The sequence below is a fragment of the Aliterella sp. E5.1 genome (genome assembly GCF_057473825.1).
In genome coordinates, this window is record NZ_JBYCCV010000036.1 from 1 (window position 1) to 16,543 (window position 16,543).

General features: G+C 41.5%; 16 protein-coding genes and 1 pseudogene. 9 read left to right on the forward strand and 8 right to left on the reverse strand.

Annotated elements, in window-relative coordinates:
* Nucleotides 1-116 precede the first annotated feature (116 nt).
* Both AC2VE5_RS13355 and AC2VE5_RS13360 read right to left on the reverse strand, forming a co-directional pair.
* Nucleotides 117-269: pseudogene (locus AC2VE5_RS13355) on the reverse strand (type II toxin-antitoxin system VapC family toxin); the annotation flags it as partial.
* Entirely contained in the window at nt 266-511 is a 246-nt protein-coding gene (locus AC2VE5_RS13360; protein WP_486888237.1) for a type II toxin-antitoxin system Phd/YefM family antitoxin, read from the reverse strand. The gene AC2VE5_RS13360 and the pseudogene AC2VE5_RS13355, both read right to left, overlap by 4 nt.
* Nucleotides 512-646: 135 nt before the next feature.
* Here AC2VE5_RS13360 and AC2VE5_RS13365 point away from each other — a divergent pair, with 135 nt between their 5' ends.
* A complete protein-coding gene (locus tag AC2VE5_RS13365; RefSeq protein ID WP_486888238.1) occupies nt 647-1,021 on the forward strand; it encodes a DUF423 domain-containing protein in 375 nt (124 codons plus the stop codon).
* Nucleotides 1,022-1,145: 124 nt separating this feature from the next.
* Nucleotides 1,146-1,604 carry an orange carotenoid protein N-terminal domain-containing protein gene (locus AC2VE5_RS13370; protein WP_486888239.1) on the forward strand — a complete coding sequence of 153 codons (459 nt, stop codon included), beginning with the start codon at nt 1,146-1,148 and terminating at the stop codon, nt 1,602-1,604.
* 83 nt (nt 1,605-1,687) lie between these two features.
* Here AC2VE5_RS13370 and AC2VE5_RS13375 read toward each other — a convergent pair whose 3' ends face one another.
* Entirely contained in the window at nt 1,688-2,512 is an 825-nt protein-coding gene (locus AC2VE5_RS13375; protein ID WP_486888240.1) for a SirB1 family protein, read from the reverse strand.
* A gap of 711 nt (nt 2,513-3,223) precedes the next feature.
* Between AC2VE5_RS13375 and AC2VE5_RS13380 the strand changes: the two genes are divergently transcribed.
* Nucleotides 3,224-4,726 (forward strand): multicopper oxidase family protein, encoded by a 1,503-nt coding sequence (locus AC2VE5_RS13380; RefSeq protein ID WP_486888242.1) that lies wholly within the window; start codon nt 3,224-3,226, stop codon nt 4,724-4,726.
* A gap of 266 nt (nt 4,727-4,992) precedes the next feature.
* On the forward strand, nt 4,993-5,730 hold the full coding sequence (locus AC2VE5_RS13385; RefSeq protein ID WP_486888243.1) for a tetratricopeptide repeat protein: 738 nt from the start codon (nt 4,993-4,995) through the stop codon (nt 5,728-5,730).
* A 119-nt stretch (nt 5,731-5,849) separates the two neighbouring features.
* Here AC2VE5_RS13385 and AC2VE5_RS13390 read toward each other — a convergent pair whose 3' ends face one another.
* Nucleotides 5,850-6,137, reverse strand: a complete 288-nt coding sequence (locus AC2VE5_RS13390) for a hypothetical protein (RefSeq protein WP_486888244.1) — start codon at nt 6,135-6,137, stop codon at nt 5,850-5,852.
* Between the two features lie 265 nt (nt 6,138-6,402).
* Between AC2VE5_RS13390 and AC2VE5_RS13395 the strand changes: the two genes are divergently transcribed.
* Entirely contained in the window at nt 6,403-6,984 is a 582-nt protein-coding gene (locus AC2VE5_RS13395) for a thylakoid membrane photosystem I accumulation factor (protein WP_486888245.1), read from the forward strand.
* On the opposite strand, the gene egtD is transcribed toward AC2VE5_RS13395, so the two are convergent.
* From egtD to egtC, 3 genes are all read right to left on the reverse strand, one after another.
* Nucleotides 6,964-8,004, reverse strand: a complete 1,041-nt coding sequence (egtD, locus tag AC2VE5_RS13400) for an L-histidine N(alpha)-methyltransferase (RefSeq protein WP_486888246.1) — start codon at nt 8,002-8,004, stop codon at nt 6,964-6,966. The two genes, AC2VE5_RS13395 and egtD, sit on opposite strands and share 21 nt — an antisense overlap.
* Before the next feature lie 136 nt (nt 8,005-8,140).
* Entirely contained in the window at nt 8,141-9,412 is a 1,272-nt protein-coding gene (locus AC2VE5_RS13405) for an SUMF1/EgtB/PvdO family nonheme iron enzyme (RefSeq protein ID WP_486888271.1), read from the reverse strand.
* Between the two features lie 19 nt (nt 9,413-9,431).
* Complete coding sequence (egtC, locus tag AC2VE5_RS13410; RefSeq protein ID WP_486888272.1) at nt 9,432-10,229, reverse strand: ergothioneine biosynthesis protein EgtC; 798 nt, start codon at nt 10,227-10,229, stop codon at nt 9,432-9,434.
* A gap of 181 nt (nt 10,230-10,410) precedes the next feature.
* Between egtC and AC2VE5_RS13415 the strand changes: the two genes are divergently transcribed.
* The 4 genes from AC2VE5_RS13415 to AC2VE5_RS13430 are packed head-to-tail and all read left to right on the forward strand — an operon-like array spanning nt 10,411 to nt 15,130.
* Nucleotides 10,411-11,799 carry a 3' terminal RNA ribose 2'-O-methyltransferase Hen1 gene (locus AC2VE5_RS13415; RefSeq protein ID WP_486888247.1) on the forward strand — a complete coding sequence of 463 codons (1,389 nt, stop codon included), beginning with the start codon at nt 10,411-10,413 and terminating at the stop codon, nt 11,797-11,799.
* Nucleotides 11,799-12,140, forward strand: coding sequence for a DUF6717 family protein (locus AC2VE5_RS13420; RefSeq protein ID WP_486888248.1), 342 nt, complete (start codon nt 11,799-11,801; stop codon nt 12,138-12,140). Before AC2VE5_RS13415 ends, AC2VE5_RS13420 begins: the two co-directional genes overlap by 1 nt.
* Nucleotides 12,137-12,559 (forward strand): nucleotidyltransferase domain-containing protein, encoded by a 423-nt coding sequence (locus AC2VE5_RS13425; RefSeq protein ID WP_486888249.1) that lies wholly within the window; start codon nt 12,137-12,139, stop codon nt 12,557-12,559. The genes AC2VE5_RS13420 and AC2VE5_RS13425 overlap by 4 nt, the downstream gene beginning before the upstream one ends.
* Before the next feature lie 21 nt (nt 12,560-12,580).
* Nucleotides 12,581-15,130 (forward strand): polynucleotide kinase-phosphatase, encoded by a 2,550-nt coding sequence (locus tag AC2VE5_RS13430; RefSeq protein ID WP_486888250.1) that lies wholly within the window; start codon nt 12,581-12,583, stop codon nt 15,128-15,130.
* A gap of 22 nt (nt 15,131-15,152) precedes the next feature.
* On the opposite strand, the gene AC2VE5_RS13435 is transcribed toward AC2VE5_RS13430, so the two are convergent.
* Nucleotides 15,153-16,490 (reverse strand): PQQ-dependent sugar dehydrogenase, encoded by a 1,338-nt coding sequence (locus tag AC2VE5_RS13435; RefSeq protein WP_486888273.1) that lies wholly within the window; start codon nt 16,488-16,490, stop codon nt 15,153-15,155.
* Nucleotides 16,491-16,543 lie beyond the last annotated feature (53 nt).

Sequence of the window (16,543 nt, forward strand, 5' to 3'; positions counted from 1 at the left end):
TTTACTGCCTCTAGCTCTAAATGGGGAAAAGCTTGAGTAACTTGACCCATATCCACCTGCCTAACTCGTTGTTTGAGGACAAACTTTGTTGTTCACTACTCTACTATATTTGAACGCAATTTGGTATTAATACCTATTTCCCAGACGCTGGCGACGGATAACCAAAGTTCATTAGTCTCGTCAGCAATTTGTTCAATGGCTTCAGGGCTTAACTTTTCTGGCTGAGAAAACCACCACAACCAACATTGAGTATCTAGCAGAAGTTTCACTCCACATCACCCTCAAATGCTGCCAAAATTTCTTCTGGTAAAGGTGAATTAAAGTCATCTGGTACTACAAACTTTCCTCGATCTTGTCCTAAACTAGCCCGCCTGTCTAACGATGTGCGGAATGGAACTAATTTTGCAATTGGAATACCTCGGTTTGAAATTACAATTTCTTCTCCATTCTCTACACGAAATAAGAGCCGCGAAAGGTGTGTTTTAGCTTGATGGATATTTATAGATTCCATGCTTTTGTAAACTAAGTCTATAAACTAAGTCTAGTTAAATATTGATAATTGTGCAAAAGATTAACTCCTCTAGCAAGACAAGATGAGAAGGCGTAATATTTGAAGGGCAAATAAGCGATCGCCCAAACAGAAATAATGGCACAAATATTCATTACTTTAGGAGCAATTTTAGGCGGATTATCGGTGGCGGCAGGTGCTTTTGCCACCCACGCCCTCAAACCAACATTAAGCCTCCGCGCGCTCGAAATTTTTGAAACGGCAGCTAGATATCAGATGTATCATGCGATCGCATTACTAATTGTCGCCTTATTACTACTGCGTACTGATTCCCCCACAATTTTAGTCGTAACTGGATGGGCTTTTATTGTTGGTATTGCGATATTCTCCGGTAGCTTATATGCTCTTAGTCTCACCGATATCAAAATCCTTGGAGCAATTACTCCTCTAGACGGTGCAGCGTTGATTATTGGTTGGCTGTGTCTTGCTTACGCAGGTTTCAGCGTCAAGTAATTTCCCCTACATCTATCTTTGGTAACAACCTATACATCTACCTTTTGCAGGGTTAATTTAGCCGATCTGATTGATTAAACCTAAGTTATTGCCATGCAATAAAAACAATCAGACATTTTTACCTATGACCTTTGCTACCGACGAAAACACAAAAAAGTCTTTAGAAACTTTCAAGCGTTATGATGTTGATACTCAACTAGCGTTGCTATGGTTTGGTTATCTCGATATTAAAGAGCAGCTAAATCCAGGAAACGCTGCTTCTGCTCAAGATACTGCTGGTGCGCTTTACGATCGCATTCAAAGTATGTCTAAAGAAGAACAATTACAAGCACAACGCGATATTGCTAGCGGTGCGGATTCTGAAGTCAGTCACAGTTACAGTTCTTTGAGTTCTAGTGGCAAGTTAGACGTATGGTTGCGTTTGGCTCAAGGCATGGAGGAAGGTGTGATTATCGGGATGCCTGCTGATTACAAATTACCTTCAGAAACTGATGAGTTTGTTAATCAAATCAAACAACTCGACTTTGAGCAACGAATTGATTTTATGCGGAGTCTAGTAGTTGAAATGGGTTCCAAATCCTAAGACTATCAGCATCTAGCCAAGGCAGAGGATTTAAAGGATAGGTAAAACTATATTCCTTAAGTTCTCTGCCTTTTTAATACATATCAACTACTGGTGTCTAACTGGTTTAATAAGCGCCGGATGACAGGAGCGTCTTGGGCAGTAGGAGCTTTTTGTAAATAAGTTTCAAAATCTTTAACAGCAGCCACCCAGCGACCAATTTGATAGTAAATTAAGCCGCGATCGCGTATTTCTACAACGGCATCAGGAAATAACAGTAAGATGCGTTCAACGGCTGCTAGAGCTTTTTCTAATTGTTGGCTATTGAGATAAACAAGTTTTAAATTGCTTAACATTCTAGCTAAAAACTGTCGATTGCTGATGGTTGCCAAAAATTCTGGTTGCATAGTTACAGGTTGCCCGTAAAGTTGCCTAATTCGCTCTTGACAGTCGTCATAAAATAGCCCCTCACCTCGATTAAAAGGATCTACAAATATCTCCATTTCGGCAACTTGAGGACGAATCAAAAAATGTCCTGGCATTCCTACGCCTACCATCGGAAAATCTATGCGTTTAGCAATTTCTAGGTACACCAATGATAGAGTAATTGGAATTCCCATCCGGCGCTCAATTACATCGTTCAAAAAACTATTGCGCGGATCGTAGTATTCAGCAACATTACCATCAAATTTTAGATCGTCGTACAAATAACTGTTAATAGCTTGAATTATTTTTAGGGGATAGTTTTCGATGGGCAACCGTTCTTTTACGGCTAATGCCATAGTATCTAAAGCATTTAGATATTTGATTACATCTAAGCTAGGATATTCTTCTTGAGCAATATAGAGTGCAGAGGATGCCAAATCGATTTGCTCGTCGGATCGATCGATCTGTTGCTGAAAATATTGCCGCGATCGCAAATAACTCATAATTTATGTTTTTGCTTGCTTAAATAATTAAGCCAGTAACAGGTTTTTGTCGGCAGATTGGGTATGGGGGTGATGAGTAAAGATCGCATCCCACTTTCGGCGCTAAACGCATCAGTTACCTATCTTTTCCTATCCATCGATCTTATTGCTAAGTTAGAAACCTAACAATTTTACAATTTTGAGCGAACTTAAAACCGATTGTCAGGCAGTACCGTAGAACTTTTACGCAAAGGCTGAACCTATTTCTGAGCAAGAGACGCGGATATTTGTATACAAGGGACAACCCAAGTACATTAACGCGATTATTATTGAGCGCGATCATTATATTATCCGTGGCAACAATAATAGCCTTGCCCTAGGAAAGAATGCAATGGCTAACATACATTTTCAAATCCAGTTATTATATTACAGATAAATAGTTTTTGTCTATCTCTCTATTGAAAGTATTCAGGGACGTTAAGTAATCCGTTAGTTCTCCACGCAGCAATGATTTGAGTATTTGTACTAGCCCTCAGACTAACTGTAACGATGTTAATTGTGTAACTTAAAAATTTATATAAGTTAATCAAAGTTTATACATAAGTTAAACGTAACCTAGCCACTTAATGACTATGAAGTTGTCATCTTAGATAAGTGGGGTTAATAAATCTTAACTCGCACCTGCTTTCCCACCTAAGACCACATGGCTATCCGCTAAGAGAGAATCCAAAAATGAACCCTATAACCAGAAGACAAGCTCTCAAGCTAGGAGTGCTTGCAGGCGGTTCTTTATTATTACCGATCACATTTCAACGTCGCAGTTATGCCGGAGATGCTGGAAGCCCCAAAGTTACTCCTTTTACACTTCCATTTCGCGTTCCGCCTGTACTTAATCCTGTGCGGAGTGATAGCACTACCGATTACTACGAAATCACGATGAAAAAAGCTTCGGTAAACATTCTCCCGAATCTAAAAACTGAAGTTTGGGCATACAATGGCATCACTCCCGGTCCGACAATAAAACAGACCAAAGATCGGCGCTCAGTAGTTAGATTTATCAATAATAGTGTGGGGACACCCACCTCTGTTCACTTACATGGAATGGCAGCGCTGCCTCAATATGATGGTTATGCAGAGGATTTAACTAATCCAGGTCAATATAAAGATTATATATATCCCAATAATCGCGCGGCTACGTTGTGGTATCACGACCATGCTATTCATCAAACCGCCCGCAACGTCTATATGGGACTAGCAGGGATGTATTTAGTTCAAGATAAAGAAGAACTTGATTTGCCCTTACCCAAAGGCGATTATGATGTACCAATAGTCATTCAAGACAAGCAGTTTAGCTCTAGTGGCAAGCTGATATTTGACGATCAAGGGGAAAAAAGTCAATTCGGCGACGTTATTTTAGTTAACGGCGTACCTTGGCCCAAAATGCAGGTTGCTAATCGTAAGTACCGTTTCCGCATCTTAAATGGTTCAATTTCGCGCTCTTACGAACTTGCTCTTAGCACTGGGGAACCCTTGATTGTAATTGGTACAGATGCTGGGTTGATGAGTGCGCCAACACCAGTTAAAAATTTTCGCATTGGCATGGCAGAACGTTATGAGGTGGTCATTGACTTTTCTAAATACAAAGTTGGAACCAAAATTACCCTAAAAAACCTCCAGCCAGATAACAATGACAATTACGACGGCACGGAAAATATCATGCAGTTTGAGGTGGTGCGGACTGAAAGCGATCCTAGTTCTATTCCTAGTACGCTGCGCTTTGTTCAACCTATTGCCGAGTCTTCTGCCGTACGAACCCGTGAATTTAGATACGAACGATCTAATGGTCTATGGGTAATTAATGGCAAAACCTGGGACAGTCAACGCTTTGATGCCACTCCTCAGCTAGGTGATGTGGAAATTTGGAAAATTTACAACAACGCTGGTGGTTGGTTCCACCCAATTCACATTCACCTTATAGATATGCAAATTCTCGACCGTAATGGCAATGCTCCCTTTGCTTACGAAAAAGGTTGGAAAGATGTTTTCTATGTAGGTGAAAACGAGACTGTCAGAGTCATTGGTAAATTTGGACCTAATACTGGTACTTATATGACCCACTGTCATAATACAGTCCACGAAGATCACGACATGATGAATCAATTTAAAGTGGGCGAAGCCACTGTCAATATTGCTTCTTTAGCGCCAGCCAAAACTCTCCCAGCGCCAGCCCTGTAAAGGCATAATTCTGCACATAGTCTTATCCCATAGCGCGATCGCGCTACGGGAATAAATCTTAACCATGGATGAGCGTTAAGTCAAATAATTATTTCTATAAAAACAGCTGATAGCTTAATAGTCAGTATTTTTTAGCTTTAACAAACTTACACCAAAGCAAAATTTGATAAATAGCTCAGTTTTAAAGATGCAAAACCATCAATCAATCTGGCAACGCTTAAAAAATAGAGAAATAACTTGCGATGCAAGTTAAAAAAGGATAATTTATGTACAAGTTTAATCGGGCGATCGCATTTACCGCAGCAATTGGTGTAAGTCTAATAGTTAGTAATACTGGAATTGCTCAAAATCATGGCAGACATCATTCTTTACCGAGTCCATTAGTAATTCCAGAAGATCCTAAAACTTCCCGCATTATAGAAAGCCACGTTAACGATGGACTAACTAAGCTACATCAAAAAGATCGTAAAGGTGCAATTGAAAGCTTTAGCAAAGCTATTGAGATTCAATCTAATCATTATCTAGCTTATACTTATCGGGCGGATACTTACCGCTTGCTAGAAAATTATCAAGCAGCGATTGACGACTACACCAAGGCAATTAAGCTTAATCCTACCCATTCCTATCTTCGCAATAGTCGAGGTGTTTGCTACGCGGTTTTAGGCGATTATCAAAGCGCTATTGAAGATCATACCCAAGCAATTAGTATTTATCCTGAAGAAGGTGCAGGATATCGTCATCGGGGAGCAGCTTACTATCAAGTTAGCGAACATGAAAAGGCGCTAGAAGACTTAAATAATGCGATTGCTCGTAACGAAAAAGATGCAGAAGCTTATACTATTCGCGGCGAAGTTTATGCTAAGTTAAAAAACCCAGATTTAGCGATCGCGGATTATCAACAATCGGCAAAACTTTTTTCGGCTCAGTCTAATCAAGCTGGCTATACTAAGGCAATAAATTTAGCTAAGTCCCTTCAACAACAGTCTCCTCCAGCTTCTAAGTAGCTTATTGATATTCAATTATATGTTTTAACTGCGCTTTAGGTGTTTGCCTTGAAGCGCAGTTTGTCTAGGAAATCGGATTAATTTCAAATTTGCGATCGCCTAACTACCTCACTAAAAATTTAATTCCCTTTTCCATATAATTCATCGTCAAATTTTTTAATGGTGGCATTATTATAGGGATTGACAACTGCAACACTTGTAGTTTGATTTGGTGTTTGTTCGCACAATTTATTGAGATTCAAGATTTTCCCGTCTGGTGTTTGTAAATAGCACAATGGAATCTCTATCTCAGCTTTTGCTACCTCCGCAAGCTCAGTCTCTTGAGGTTGAGTATTACTAAAAGCAGCATTAACAAAAATTACATTTAATGCAACTGATAAAAATACTACAGTCAAGGTTTTTTTCATTGTTTTTTACGAACAAAGATTATACTACTTATATTGTAATTAATTAAATACAAATATCTCTTTCTAAAACAGCAAAAATAATTATCCAAGCTGTTAAGTCTAAGTCGTCAGTAAAAGCCTTTAAATTGAGGTATTTTGTAGATTAAAGCAGCTATTAAGTCTGTTATGGTATTGGTCGTAAGTGTAAAATATTAATCAAAAGGTTGTTATAATTGCCTTTGCTTAGTTGCTGTATAAAATTTTACTTAAATAGGCTGATTTTTTGATGAATTTTCTAAAAATACAATTGACTTTTCTCAAGCAATATCTAACTTTCACTTGTATGTTAGTTATGTGCTTGTTATTGCTAGGAATGCCGACGGCTAACGCAGAGATAGATACCGATCGCTTTGAAGGGAATGTTTTTGTTTTGTATGCCGGAAATGGCTCGTTGGTTCCGTCCAAAGTTACTCTGGAAAAGTCTATAGCTGGAGCTAAGCCAACGATATTAGTTTATTATGTCGATGACAGCAGCGATTGCAAGCAGTATGCGATCGTTGTTTCCAATATGCAGGCTTTTTATGGGCGTGCTGCTGATATCATCCCTGTAAATGTAGATGCAATTCCTCCCCAAAGCAGCTATACCCCTACAGAAGCAGGTTATTACTACAAAGATATTGTTCCTCAAGTAGTGATATTAGACAAAGAGGGTAAAGTAGTTTTTGACAAGCAAGGACAAGTACCTTACGAGGAGGTAGACGATAAGTTACGAGAAGTATTTAACCTGCTACCTCGCTCGGAATCAACAGAGTTGAAATTGCGTCCAGTAAATGAATTTAATAACGAGCTAGTTCAATCGACAAAGTAGTACGCCAAACTGCTCTTTAGCATCTGTCCATACGTGCAACGGTTTTAGTCCTTGGGCTTGCAATTCTTGCTGGAGGCGATTTAAGTCAAATTTGCGGGATATTTCTGTAAGGATGGTTTCGCCAGCAGCTAGTTCAATTGTTAGATCTAAAGCGCTCAATGTCGCAGTTTGAGGGCGCAAACTGCGCAAGTGCATTTCAATTTGGCGCTGAGTTTCATTGTAAAAAGCTAAGTGTTCAAATTGCGTCAAATCAAAGTTGCCATCAAAGCGTTGATTTAGGTGGTTGAGCATATTGAGATTAAAAGCTGCGGTAACGCCTTGACTGTCGTTATACGCCGCTTCTAATACATCCTTAGATTTGTGTAAATCTATGCCCAATAAAAAGTATTCGCCCCCTTGGAGAGCTTTAGTAATTTGGGCAAAAAATTCTTCGCATTCTTGAGCTTTGAGATTGCCCAAAGAACTACCAATAAAGCAAAGGATTCTGCTAGGTAAGGAAGAAGGTTTTAGTTGTTTTAACGCTAGTTCGTAGGTACTCACGAGAGCATGAACTTGTAAAGAGGGGTAATCCGCCAACAGCGCTTTAGCACTGAGTTCCAAAATGCCTGCACTTACATCAATAGATTGATAGCGTAGATGATAGCCTAATTGATGATAAGCATCTAGCAAAATGCGCGTTTTAGTCGAGCTACCACTGCCCAATTCTACCAATTCGCAAGCACCCGTAAGCTCGGCAATCGACTCCGCACATTCTTGTAAAATAGCTGTTTCCGTGCGCGTAAGGTAGTATTCGGGTAAGTCGCAAATTTGTTCAAATAGTTGCGAACCATAGTCATCATAAAAGTAACGAGCTTGAATAGACTTAGGCTTTTGAGTCAATCCAGCAATGACATCGCTTTTTTCGGTAAGAGCAGAGGTTGATAAATTTGCTGCATTTAATAGATGCTCGATTTGCAAGCGATTTTCTATTTCTTCAAATTGAGTTGAACTATTACCGCTTGCTGGATTAGACATTGACATTGACACTCCTACTTAGGAAAAAAGCTATCTTTTGCTACATAAATAAAAACCATACTTTTGATTCGTTGTATGGTGTTGCTACGGATTCTATTCCTGTACATTGACAGGAGACATTATCTAAGCAATGCGATCGCATTTACTTGTCGCTGGCACAACGAAAGCCAGACAAAATTTGCCGAACGCCGGGATGATACCAGTTGCGAAAACTAGACCGTAGCGCCCAAGGACGAGTTGCCCAACTGCCACCTTTTAGCACCAAATGCTCGCCATCAAAATATACCTGAGAATAGCCAGGATAAGGAAAGCCATAAAAACCCTCATAACCTTCAAATACTGTTGCCGTCCATTCCCAAACGTTGCCCAGCATATCGTAACAACCATAAACACTTTGCCCGGCGGGGTACGCATCTACTGGCGTTGTCTGACTAACCACATTATCGTGATTGCAATGCTCGCCATTAGGTGCATCTTCTCCCCAAGGATAAGTACAACTAGCTCCGGCGGCTTTTTCCCATTCTGCTTCCGTCGGCAGCCTTTTACCCACAAATCGAGCGTAAGCATCGGCTTCGTACCAACTAACCCCACAAACTGGGTGATTGTCCCAGCGAGGATCTTCCGACCAGTACAAAGGTTTTGTTACTTGCTGACTTTGCACCCATCGCCAGCCAAAAGCCGACCACCAGCTAGAATTTTTGTAGCCCCCAGCTTCAATAAATGCTCTATATTGCCCGCAAGTGACGGGGTAACGGTCGATATAGTAAGTGTCAAGGTTGACTTGATGAGCGGTGCGCTCGTTGTCTAAAGCGTCTAGAGAGTTGTTCCCTTGGGTAAAGGAACCAGATTGAATACAAACCATTTCTGCCTCTAAAGAATTTGCTTGCACTATAGCAGAAGAATTGGGCGCAGGATGTACGGTAAAATTGTTTTGAGTCGTCAGATTTTGCCAACTTGCGCCAACGGGGGCTTGGTTATGCCAGCGTGCAAGTTGCATGACAAAAGCGATTGTTTCTGTATGCTGACTTTCGTGTTGCAGTAGCCAACGCCAGAGACGTTCTTCTTGGTCTAAATCAACGGTTTCTAGACGCAAAAAGACTTCATTTCTGATTGCTTCAAGATAGCTTTTAATTTCTTTTAGTGGCGGCAACTTGACGCGCTCAGACTTAGGCAAGCCATCGGCGACAAACAAACGCCGATATTCGGGAAACTGTGGTTTTACCCCAGTTTGATGCTCTAGCAACCACAATGATTCAGTATAGCCAATGTGTCCCAAATGCCAACCTACGGGGCTAAATTCGCAGTGAGCTTGATAGCAAAATATTGTCTCGTCTATAGACTCAAATAGTTCGATTGTTCCCGCCCGACATTGCTGCAACCACTGCTTTAATTGTTGTCGTCTTTGGTCAATAATTTGCGGCGAACCCGGATCGCTAGTTGCTTGAAAGTTGATTGATTTCGATCTCAAGGTCTTCTCCCACACTAAGAATACTCTGTTCGGAAAAACGATGCCAATCGCCGTTAAATACAGGTTCAGAGGCGATAATTACAGATTTTGGATAGGCTAGGTCGTCCCTAGTCCAATATAAAGAAGGACACTCTATCCCGCTTGCAAAACGAGCAGCAATTAGCCGCTTACCATTGCTAATAATGATGTTAGCTGAAGCAGAAACTTGATGAGCTTTGGCTAAGTCATCCAAGGTGAGTAACGCCCTTTGCAAAGCTTGTTCTAAAGTACCGTCGGGGTTTTTTAGATGTTCGTCTAGAAATAAAGCAAAAAAGTGTTCCGAATCAGTGCTACCTTTGATAGATTTGTATGCAGTATCGCTGAGGCGATCGCATATGGGACGCATGAGAGCCTGCTTAAAGTTCTCAATCTTACCATTATGAATAAATAACAGTTGATTAGACTCAAAAGGCTGACAATTGCTCATATCCACCGCTTGTCCGGCGGTAGCACTGCGGACATAGCCCAGCACACAACCTGACTCTACATATCGCCCCAAGCTGGGCAAATTTACATCATTCCAAATCGGGATAACGTTTTTGTAAATGAAAGGATTCGTTTCTTTTTCGGGATGATACCAACCAATGCCAAAACCATCGGCGTTAACGACTCCTGAGTTCATTTCAAGCGGTTGATAGCTTTGGACGATCAAAGAATGTTCTGGTTTGGATAAAATATAATCCAATAGAATTGATGAGCCGATATAGCCTAATAATCTACACATAAATTCAGGCATCGCGCCCAGCGTCCCTAATAAGTCGTTCCTATTGTATTTGTTTAAATGGGGTAGCGTGTTGCTGCAAATTCTGTCTTAGGGCTGAAGACAGGAAAATAATTAGCTTTGTAGTGCATTTGTAGTATTTAGGCTAGATTAGAGACTGAGGTTAAAGTATTATTTTTGCCAAATGCTCCTAACGATCGCTACTACCTATTCACCCGCAACGGATTTAGGGTATTTGTTGCACAAACACCCAAATAAATTGCAGTCTTTCAATTTATCTTTTGGGAAAGCACACGTATTTTATCCAGAAGCAAGTATAGATAGTTGTACCGCCGCTTTGCTATTGGACATCGATCCGGTAGGATTGGTGAGAAAAAAGGGTATTGAAGGGTTAGATGCCTATGTAAGCGATCGCCCTTATGTGGCATCATCGTTTTTGAGTGTAGCGATTGCTCAAGTATTTGGTAGTGCTTTGGCTGGACGTTGCAAAGATAAACCAGAACTTACGCAAGTACCTATACCGCTAATTGCAAAGCTGACTACTGTTCCATCTCGCGGCGGTGAAGCCTTATTACAAAGCTTATTTGCACCTTTAGGTTACAAGCTTAATATCGAGCGTTGTATTTTAGATGATAAGTTTCCTCAGTGGGGCGAAAGTTATTACTACAATGTCGAACTGCGTCATACTATTCCCTTACAAGAGCTTTTATCTCATCTCTACGTTTTGATTCCCGTGTTGGACGATGAGAAACACTATTGGGTAGGGGAAGATGAAGTTGATAAATTGCTGCGTCACGGTGAGGGTTGGTTAGCCAAGCATCCCGAACAAAATTTAATTGCCAAACGTTATTTAAAACGCCAAGGGCGCTTGGTGCGTTCAGCTTTAACTCAATTAATAGAAGATAACACCGATACTACCGAGCAACACGAACAAGAAGAAACAGTAGTTGAGGAGCGCATTAGCCTCAATCAACAGCGATTAGCAGCAGTTTTGGGCGTGTTAAAGCAGCATGAAGCAACAAAAGTAATAGATTTGGGGTGTGGAGAGGGAAAGCTGTTAAAACAGCTATTACTAGACCAGAGTTTTAAAGAAATTGTGGGAGTAGATGTATCTTACCGCGCCTTAGAAATTGCGACAGAGAGACTACATTTAGAGCGATTACCAACTATGCAACGCGATCGCCTTAAACTACTACAAGGTTCGCTTACTTACCGCGACAAACGCCTGTGTGGATATGATGGGGCGGCGGTAGTAGAAGTAATTGAGCATTTAGATATGGCGCGTTTGGCTGCTTTTGAGCGCGTACTATTTGAATTTGCTAAACCAAATACGGTAGTCGTGACAACGCCAAATGTAGAGTACAACGTCAAGTTTGAAACCTTACCTGCGGGAAAGTTGCGCCACAAAGATCATCGATTTGAGTGGACGCGCTTGGAGTTTCAACAATGGGCGAATAAAGTAGCAGAAAACTTCGCTTATTCCGTGCAACTTTTTTCTATAGGTGACGAAGATTCTGAAGTAGGAGCGCCTACACAAATGGCTGTATTTAGTAGGAGTAAGATTTTAAATTAATGTCTAATTCAATTTTGGTAATTTTTCCTTACAAATATCAAAAAACCTGGATATTTGATGACGAACAAGCAGGACTTGAACAGGAACCTTTTGTCAGTGGCGCACCAGAAATTATTGATGTTTTAGTCCAAGATATTCCCAATGTTGATGAAGGTTTTAGATTGTTGTTTTCTGCTTCCCCGTTTCCTAATTATCAAGCTGAACTTACTTGGCTAAAAGAAGAATACGGCGGTAATTGGTATTGTTGGAAACAGAAAAGCATGGAAGGATGGTTATGTCCGGCGTTGTTTAAATATTTGAAAGAAGGCTCACCTAAAACAATTTACTGCAAAGCTGATTGAAATTAATAGCTCGTCAGTGTATTACTCGGCATCACGTTCACCATTATTTAGGTTTTGCTCAAAGTCAGTGGCAGCTTTTTTCTAAGGAAAATCCACCAAAAGTAAAACCTTTGCTATACATCTATCGAGTATTGCTAACAGGCATTTATTTAATGCAAACTGGTGGTTTAGAAACCAATTTAGTAGAGTTAAATAAAATATTTAATCTATCTTATATTTCTGACTTAATTGCTTACAAATTAGCAGGAGCAGGGAAAGCAGTATTAACGGATATAAATTTGATATTTCATCAGCAAGAATACGAGCGTTTATGCAGTGAATTAAAAGAAGCGAGTCAAAATAGCAATCTGCCAGAAATACCTAGTTGTAAAAGGGAGTTAAACGATTTGCTTATTCGGATAAGATTGCAGTTTAGTTAAAATCTAATAATTAGAATAAATATGAAAATTACTATACCCGAACTATCTTTAGTTGTGTTAATCGGCGCTTCTGGTGCTGGAAAATCTAGCTTTGCCAAACAGCATTTTAAACCAACAGAAGTTATATCATCGGATTTTTGCCGAGGATTGATTTGCGATGATGAAAACGATCAATCTGTAAGTAAAGATGCTTTTGCTGTGCTGCACTATATCGCAGCCAAAAGATTAGCCGCCGGAAAGTTGACAGTAATTGATGCTACTAATGTCCAAAAAGAAGATCGAAAACACTTACTAGACCTAGCGCGAGAGTATCATTGTTTGCCTGTAGCGATCGCACTTAATTTACCAGAGTATATCTGCCACGATCGCAATCAGCATCGTCCAAACCGAAATTTTGGTATTCATGTTGTCAAAAGACAACGGGAATCGATGCGTCAAAGTCTCAAACATCTCAAACGTGAAGGTTTCCGCTATACCTATATTCTCAACTCTGTAGAAGATATAGAAGCTGTCAGCATTCATCGTCAACCATTGTGGAATAATCGCAAAACTGAGCATGGTCCCTTTGATATTATTGGGGATATTCACGGCTGTTGTGATGAACTAGAAGCACTATTGCAACGTCTAGGCTACGAAATAAATTTAGAGCAAAACTATTATTTCCATCCTCAAGGTAGAAAAGCGCTGTTTTTAGGAGATTTGGTAGATAGAGGAAATCGGATTTTGGATACTTTGGCGCTAGTGCAAAATATGGTTGTAGCAGGTACGGCTTTATGCGTTCCCGGCAATCATGACATCAAACTAATGCGGAAGTTGCAGGGAAAAAATGTCAAAATTACCCACGGATTAGATAAAACTCTCGCCGAAATTGATTCTTTACCCGAGGATAAGCGCGGAGTCTTCTCGCAAGAAACGATTAAATTTCTCGATTCCCTAATTAGCCACTATGTTCTCGATGACGGTAACTTAGTTGTAGCTCATGCTGGAATGAAAGAAGCCTTACAAGGAAGGGGTTCGGGTAGAGTCAGAGATTTTGCATTGTATGGCGAAACCACCGGGGAAACTGATGATTTTGGGCTACCTGTACGCTACGATTGGGCAGCAGAATATCGAGGAAAAGCGATCGTTGTTTACGGACATACGCCAGTAAGAGAAGCCCAATGGCTTAACGGTACAATTGATATTGATACAGGTTGCGTTTATGGTGGCAAATTAAGCGCCTTGCGTTACCCAGAAAAAGAGCTAGTATCGGTAGCGGCGAAACAGGTTTATTGCGAGTCGTCTAAGCCATTTTTACCTACAGACGAAATACCCTTAACTACTCAACAACAGCTAGACGATGTTTTAGATATAGACGATGTGTTGGGTAAGCGAATTATAGAAAGCCGCTTGCATGGCAGAATTGGCATTAGGGCAGAAAATGTGATCGCAGCATTGGAAGTAATGAGTCGTTTTGCGGCTAATCCCAAATGGCTAATTTACCTCCCGCCTACAATGTCACCCTGCGAAACCTCCAAGCAGCCAGGTTTACTCGAACATCCATCCCAAGCATTTACCTACTACCAAAACCAAGGCGTTTCTCAAGTAATTTGTGAAGAAAAACACATGGGTTCTCGTGCAGTGGTAATTATTTGCCGCGATGAGGAAGCCGCAAGGCAGAGGTTTGGGGTAGTTAATGAAGGTATTGGGATTTGCTACACCCGCACCGGAAGGAGATTTTTTAGCGATGCGGTGCTAGAAAGTCAAATGCTAGAAAAATTACAAAATGCCCTAGAAATATCCGGTTTTTGGCAGCAATTTAATACAAGTTGGGTAGCTTTGGACTGCGAACTAATGCCTTGGTCAGCGAAGGCTCAAGAACTCTTGCAGCGTCAATATGCGGCGGTAGGCAGTGCGGCTAATTCATCTCTCAATCAGGCAGTGGCAGCCCTAGAAATGGCAGCTAAACGCACGAGTGGAGTGGAGACATTCTTAACTCACTACCAAAATCGTGCAGAGATGGCGGCGCAATATGTTGAAGCTTATCAGCGTTATTGCTGGCAAGTTGAATCATTGGCTGACTTGAAACTTGCGCCCTTTCATATTTTGGCAACCGAAGGGGAAGTTCATAACGATAAAACTCATGTTTGGCACATGGAAACTCTGGCGCAGCTATGCAAAGCCGAACCAGAATTATTACTAGCAACGGCTTATAAGCTAGTAGATGTAAACGACACCGCTACCGGGATTGCTTGGTGGGAAGAACTGACAAGCAAAGGCGGAGAAGGAATTGTCGTTAAACCGTTGGATTTTGCCCGTAAAGGCGATCGCGGTTTGGTACAGCCAGCAGTCAAATGTCGCGGTAGGGAATACTTGCGGATTATTTACGGTGCGGAATATACAGCACCGGAGAACTTAGAAAGATTGCGATCGCGCGGTTTATCGAGAAAGCGCTCTTTAGCACTGCGAGAATTTGCTCTAGGGATGGAATCGCTAGAACGTTTTACTAGGCGCGAAGCTTTGCGCCGCGTCCATGAATGCGTTTTTGGGGTTTTGGCGCTAGAACGCGAACCTGTCGATCCGCGATTGTAGGACTTACCCGCCTTTACCAAACCTAAGCGCCGTACTGGATGCGGTAAATCCGTCCGTTAGCTTCTTCTGTAACTAGCAAACTACCATCTGGCAACACAAGTAAACCAACAGGTCGCCCCCAAGTAGTGGGTTCTATAGGATCGAGCAAAAAGCCTGTCAAAAAGTCTTCATAGTAGCCTTGAGGTCGTCCGTTATTAAAAGGCATAAACACAACTTTGTAACCCGTTGCGCGATCGCGATTCCAAGAACCGCGAAAGGCAGCAAAGGCTCCATTACGGTATTTTTTGGGAAAAGAGGTGCGATCGTAAAATTGCAGCCCTAAAGCAGCAGAATGGGCTTGAAACAGCACGTCTGGAGTTTGGGTGCGGCTTGCCAAGTCTGGGCGCTTGCTTTTGCCATTGACTACTTGCCGAGGATCGAGATTATTCGGCGTAAGGTAAGTGTAGGGCCAACCGTAAAATTGTCCTTGTTGCAAGCGTGTAAAATAATCGGGGACTAAATCGTCGCCAATTGCATCTCGTTCGTTGACGGTGGTGTAAAGTTCTCCAGTCTGGGGATGAAAGTCTAAGCCGATGGGATTACGCAACCCAGAAGCAAAAGTTTGACGACTTGAACCATCCAAGTTCATTACCTGCACGGAAGCGCGGGGTAAAGGTTCTTCATCGACATTCGACTTAGAACCAACCGAGACGTACAACTTTTTGCCATCAGGAGAAGCGACTACATTGCGCGTCCAATGTTGGTTGTAACCGCCACCGGGAAGATTGGTAATTTTTTGCCCATTGCCACTAATTTGCTGTTGTCCTTGCTTATAGGGAAAACGCAATACAGCGTCAGTATTGCCGAGAAAAAATGAATTATCAGCAAAGGTCATGCCAAAGGGGATATTTACCCCATTTTGAGCCGTGGCAAAGGTTTTTTTGCTATCTGCGACTCCATCGCCGTTGGTATCGTTAAGCAGGCGAATGCGGTTCCGCCTAGTTTCAGTTACTAGCACTTCACCACTGGGTGTTAAAGCAAGCCACCGGGGGCTATCTAGGTTATCGGCAAAGACATTGACCGTAAAGCCTTTGGGAACTCGCAAAGTTGGGTTTTGAGGGATGGGGACAACATTGGGAGACTTGGAAGCGCTATCGCTGGCAAATGGTTTAGGTAGACTGGCAACGCTTATACGGATAGGTTCGGGTGATAAAGGCTGAGTTTGTATCGCATTTTTAGGCTGGCTGGGACTCGCAGCTATTTGGGTTGAATTACCACTTTCTGGGGCATTGGGCGCAGGTTCTTCGAGGGCAGTACCCGTAGAATTACAAGCTGCGGCGGCTGGGATTAGTAACAGTAGCAGCAATAAGCGGAGATTCATGTTAGTAATTGAAATTAAGCTACTTCCAGAGTAATAAATAGCTGTGGGAAGTT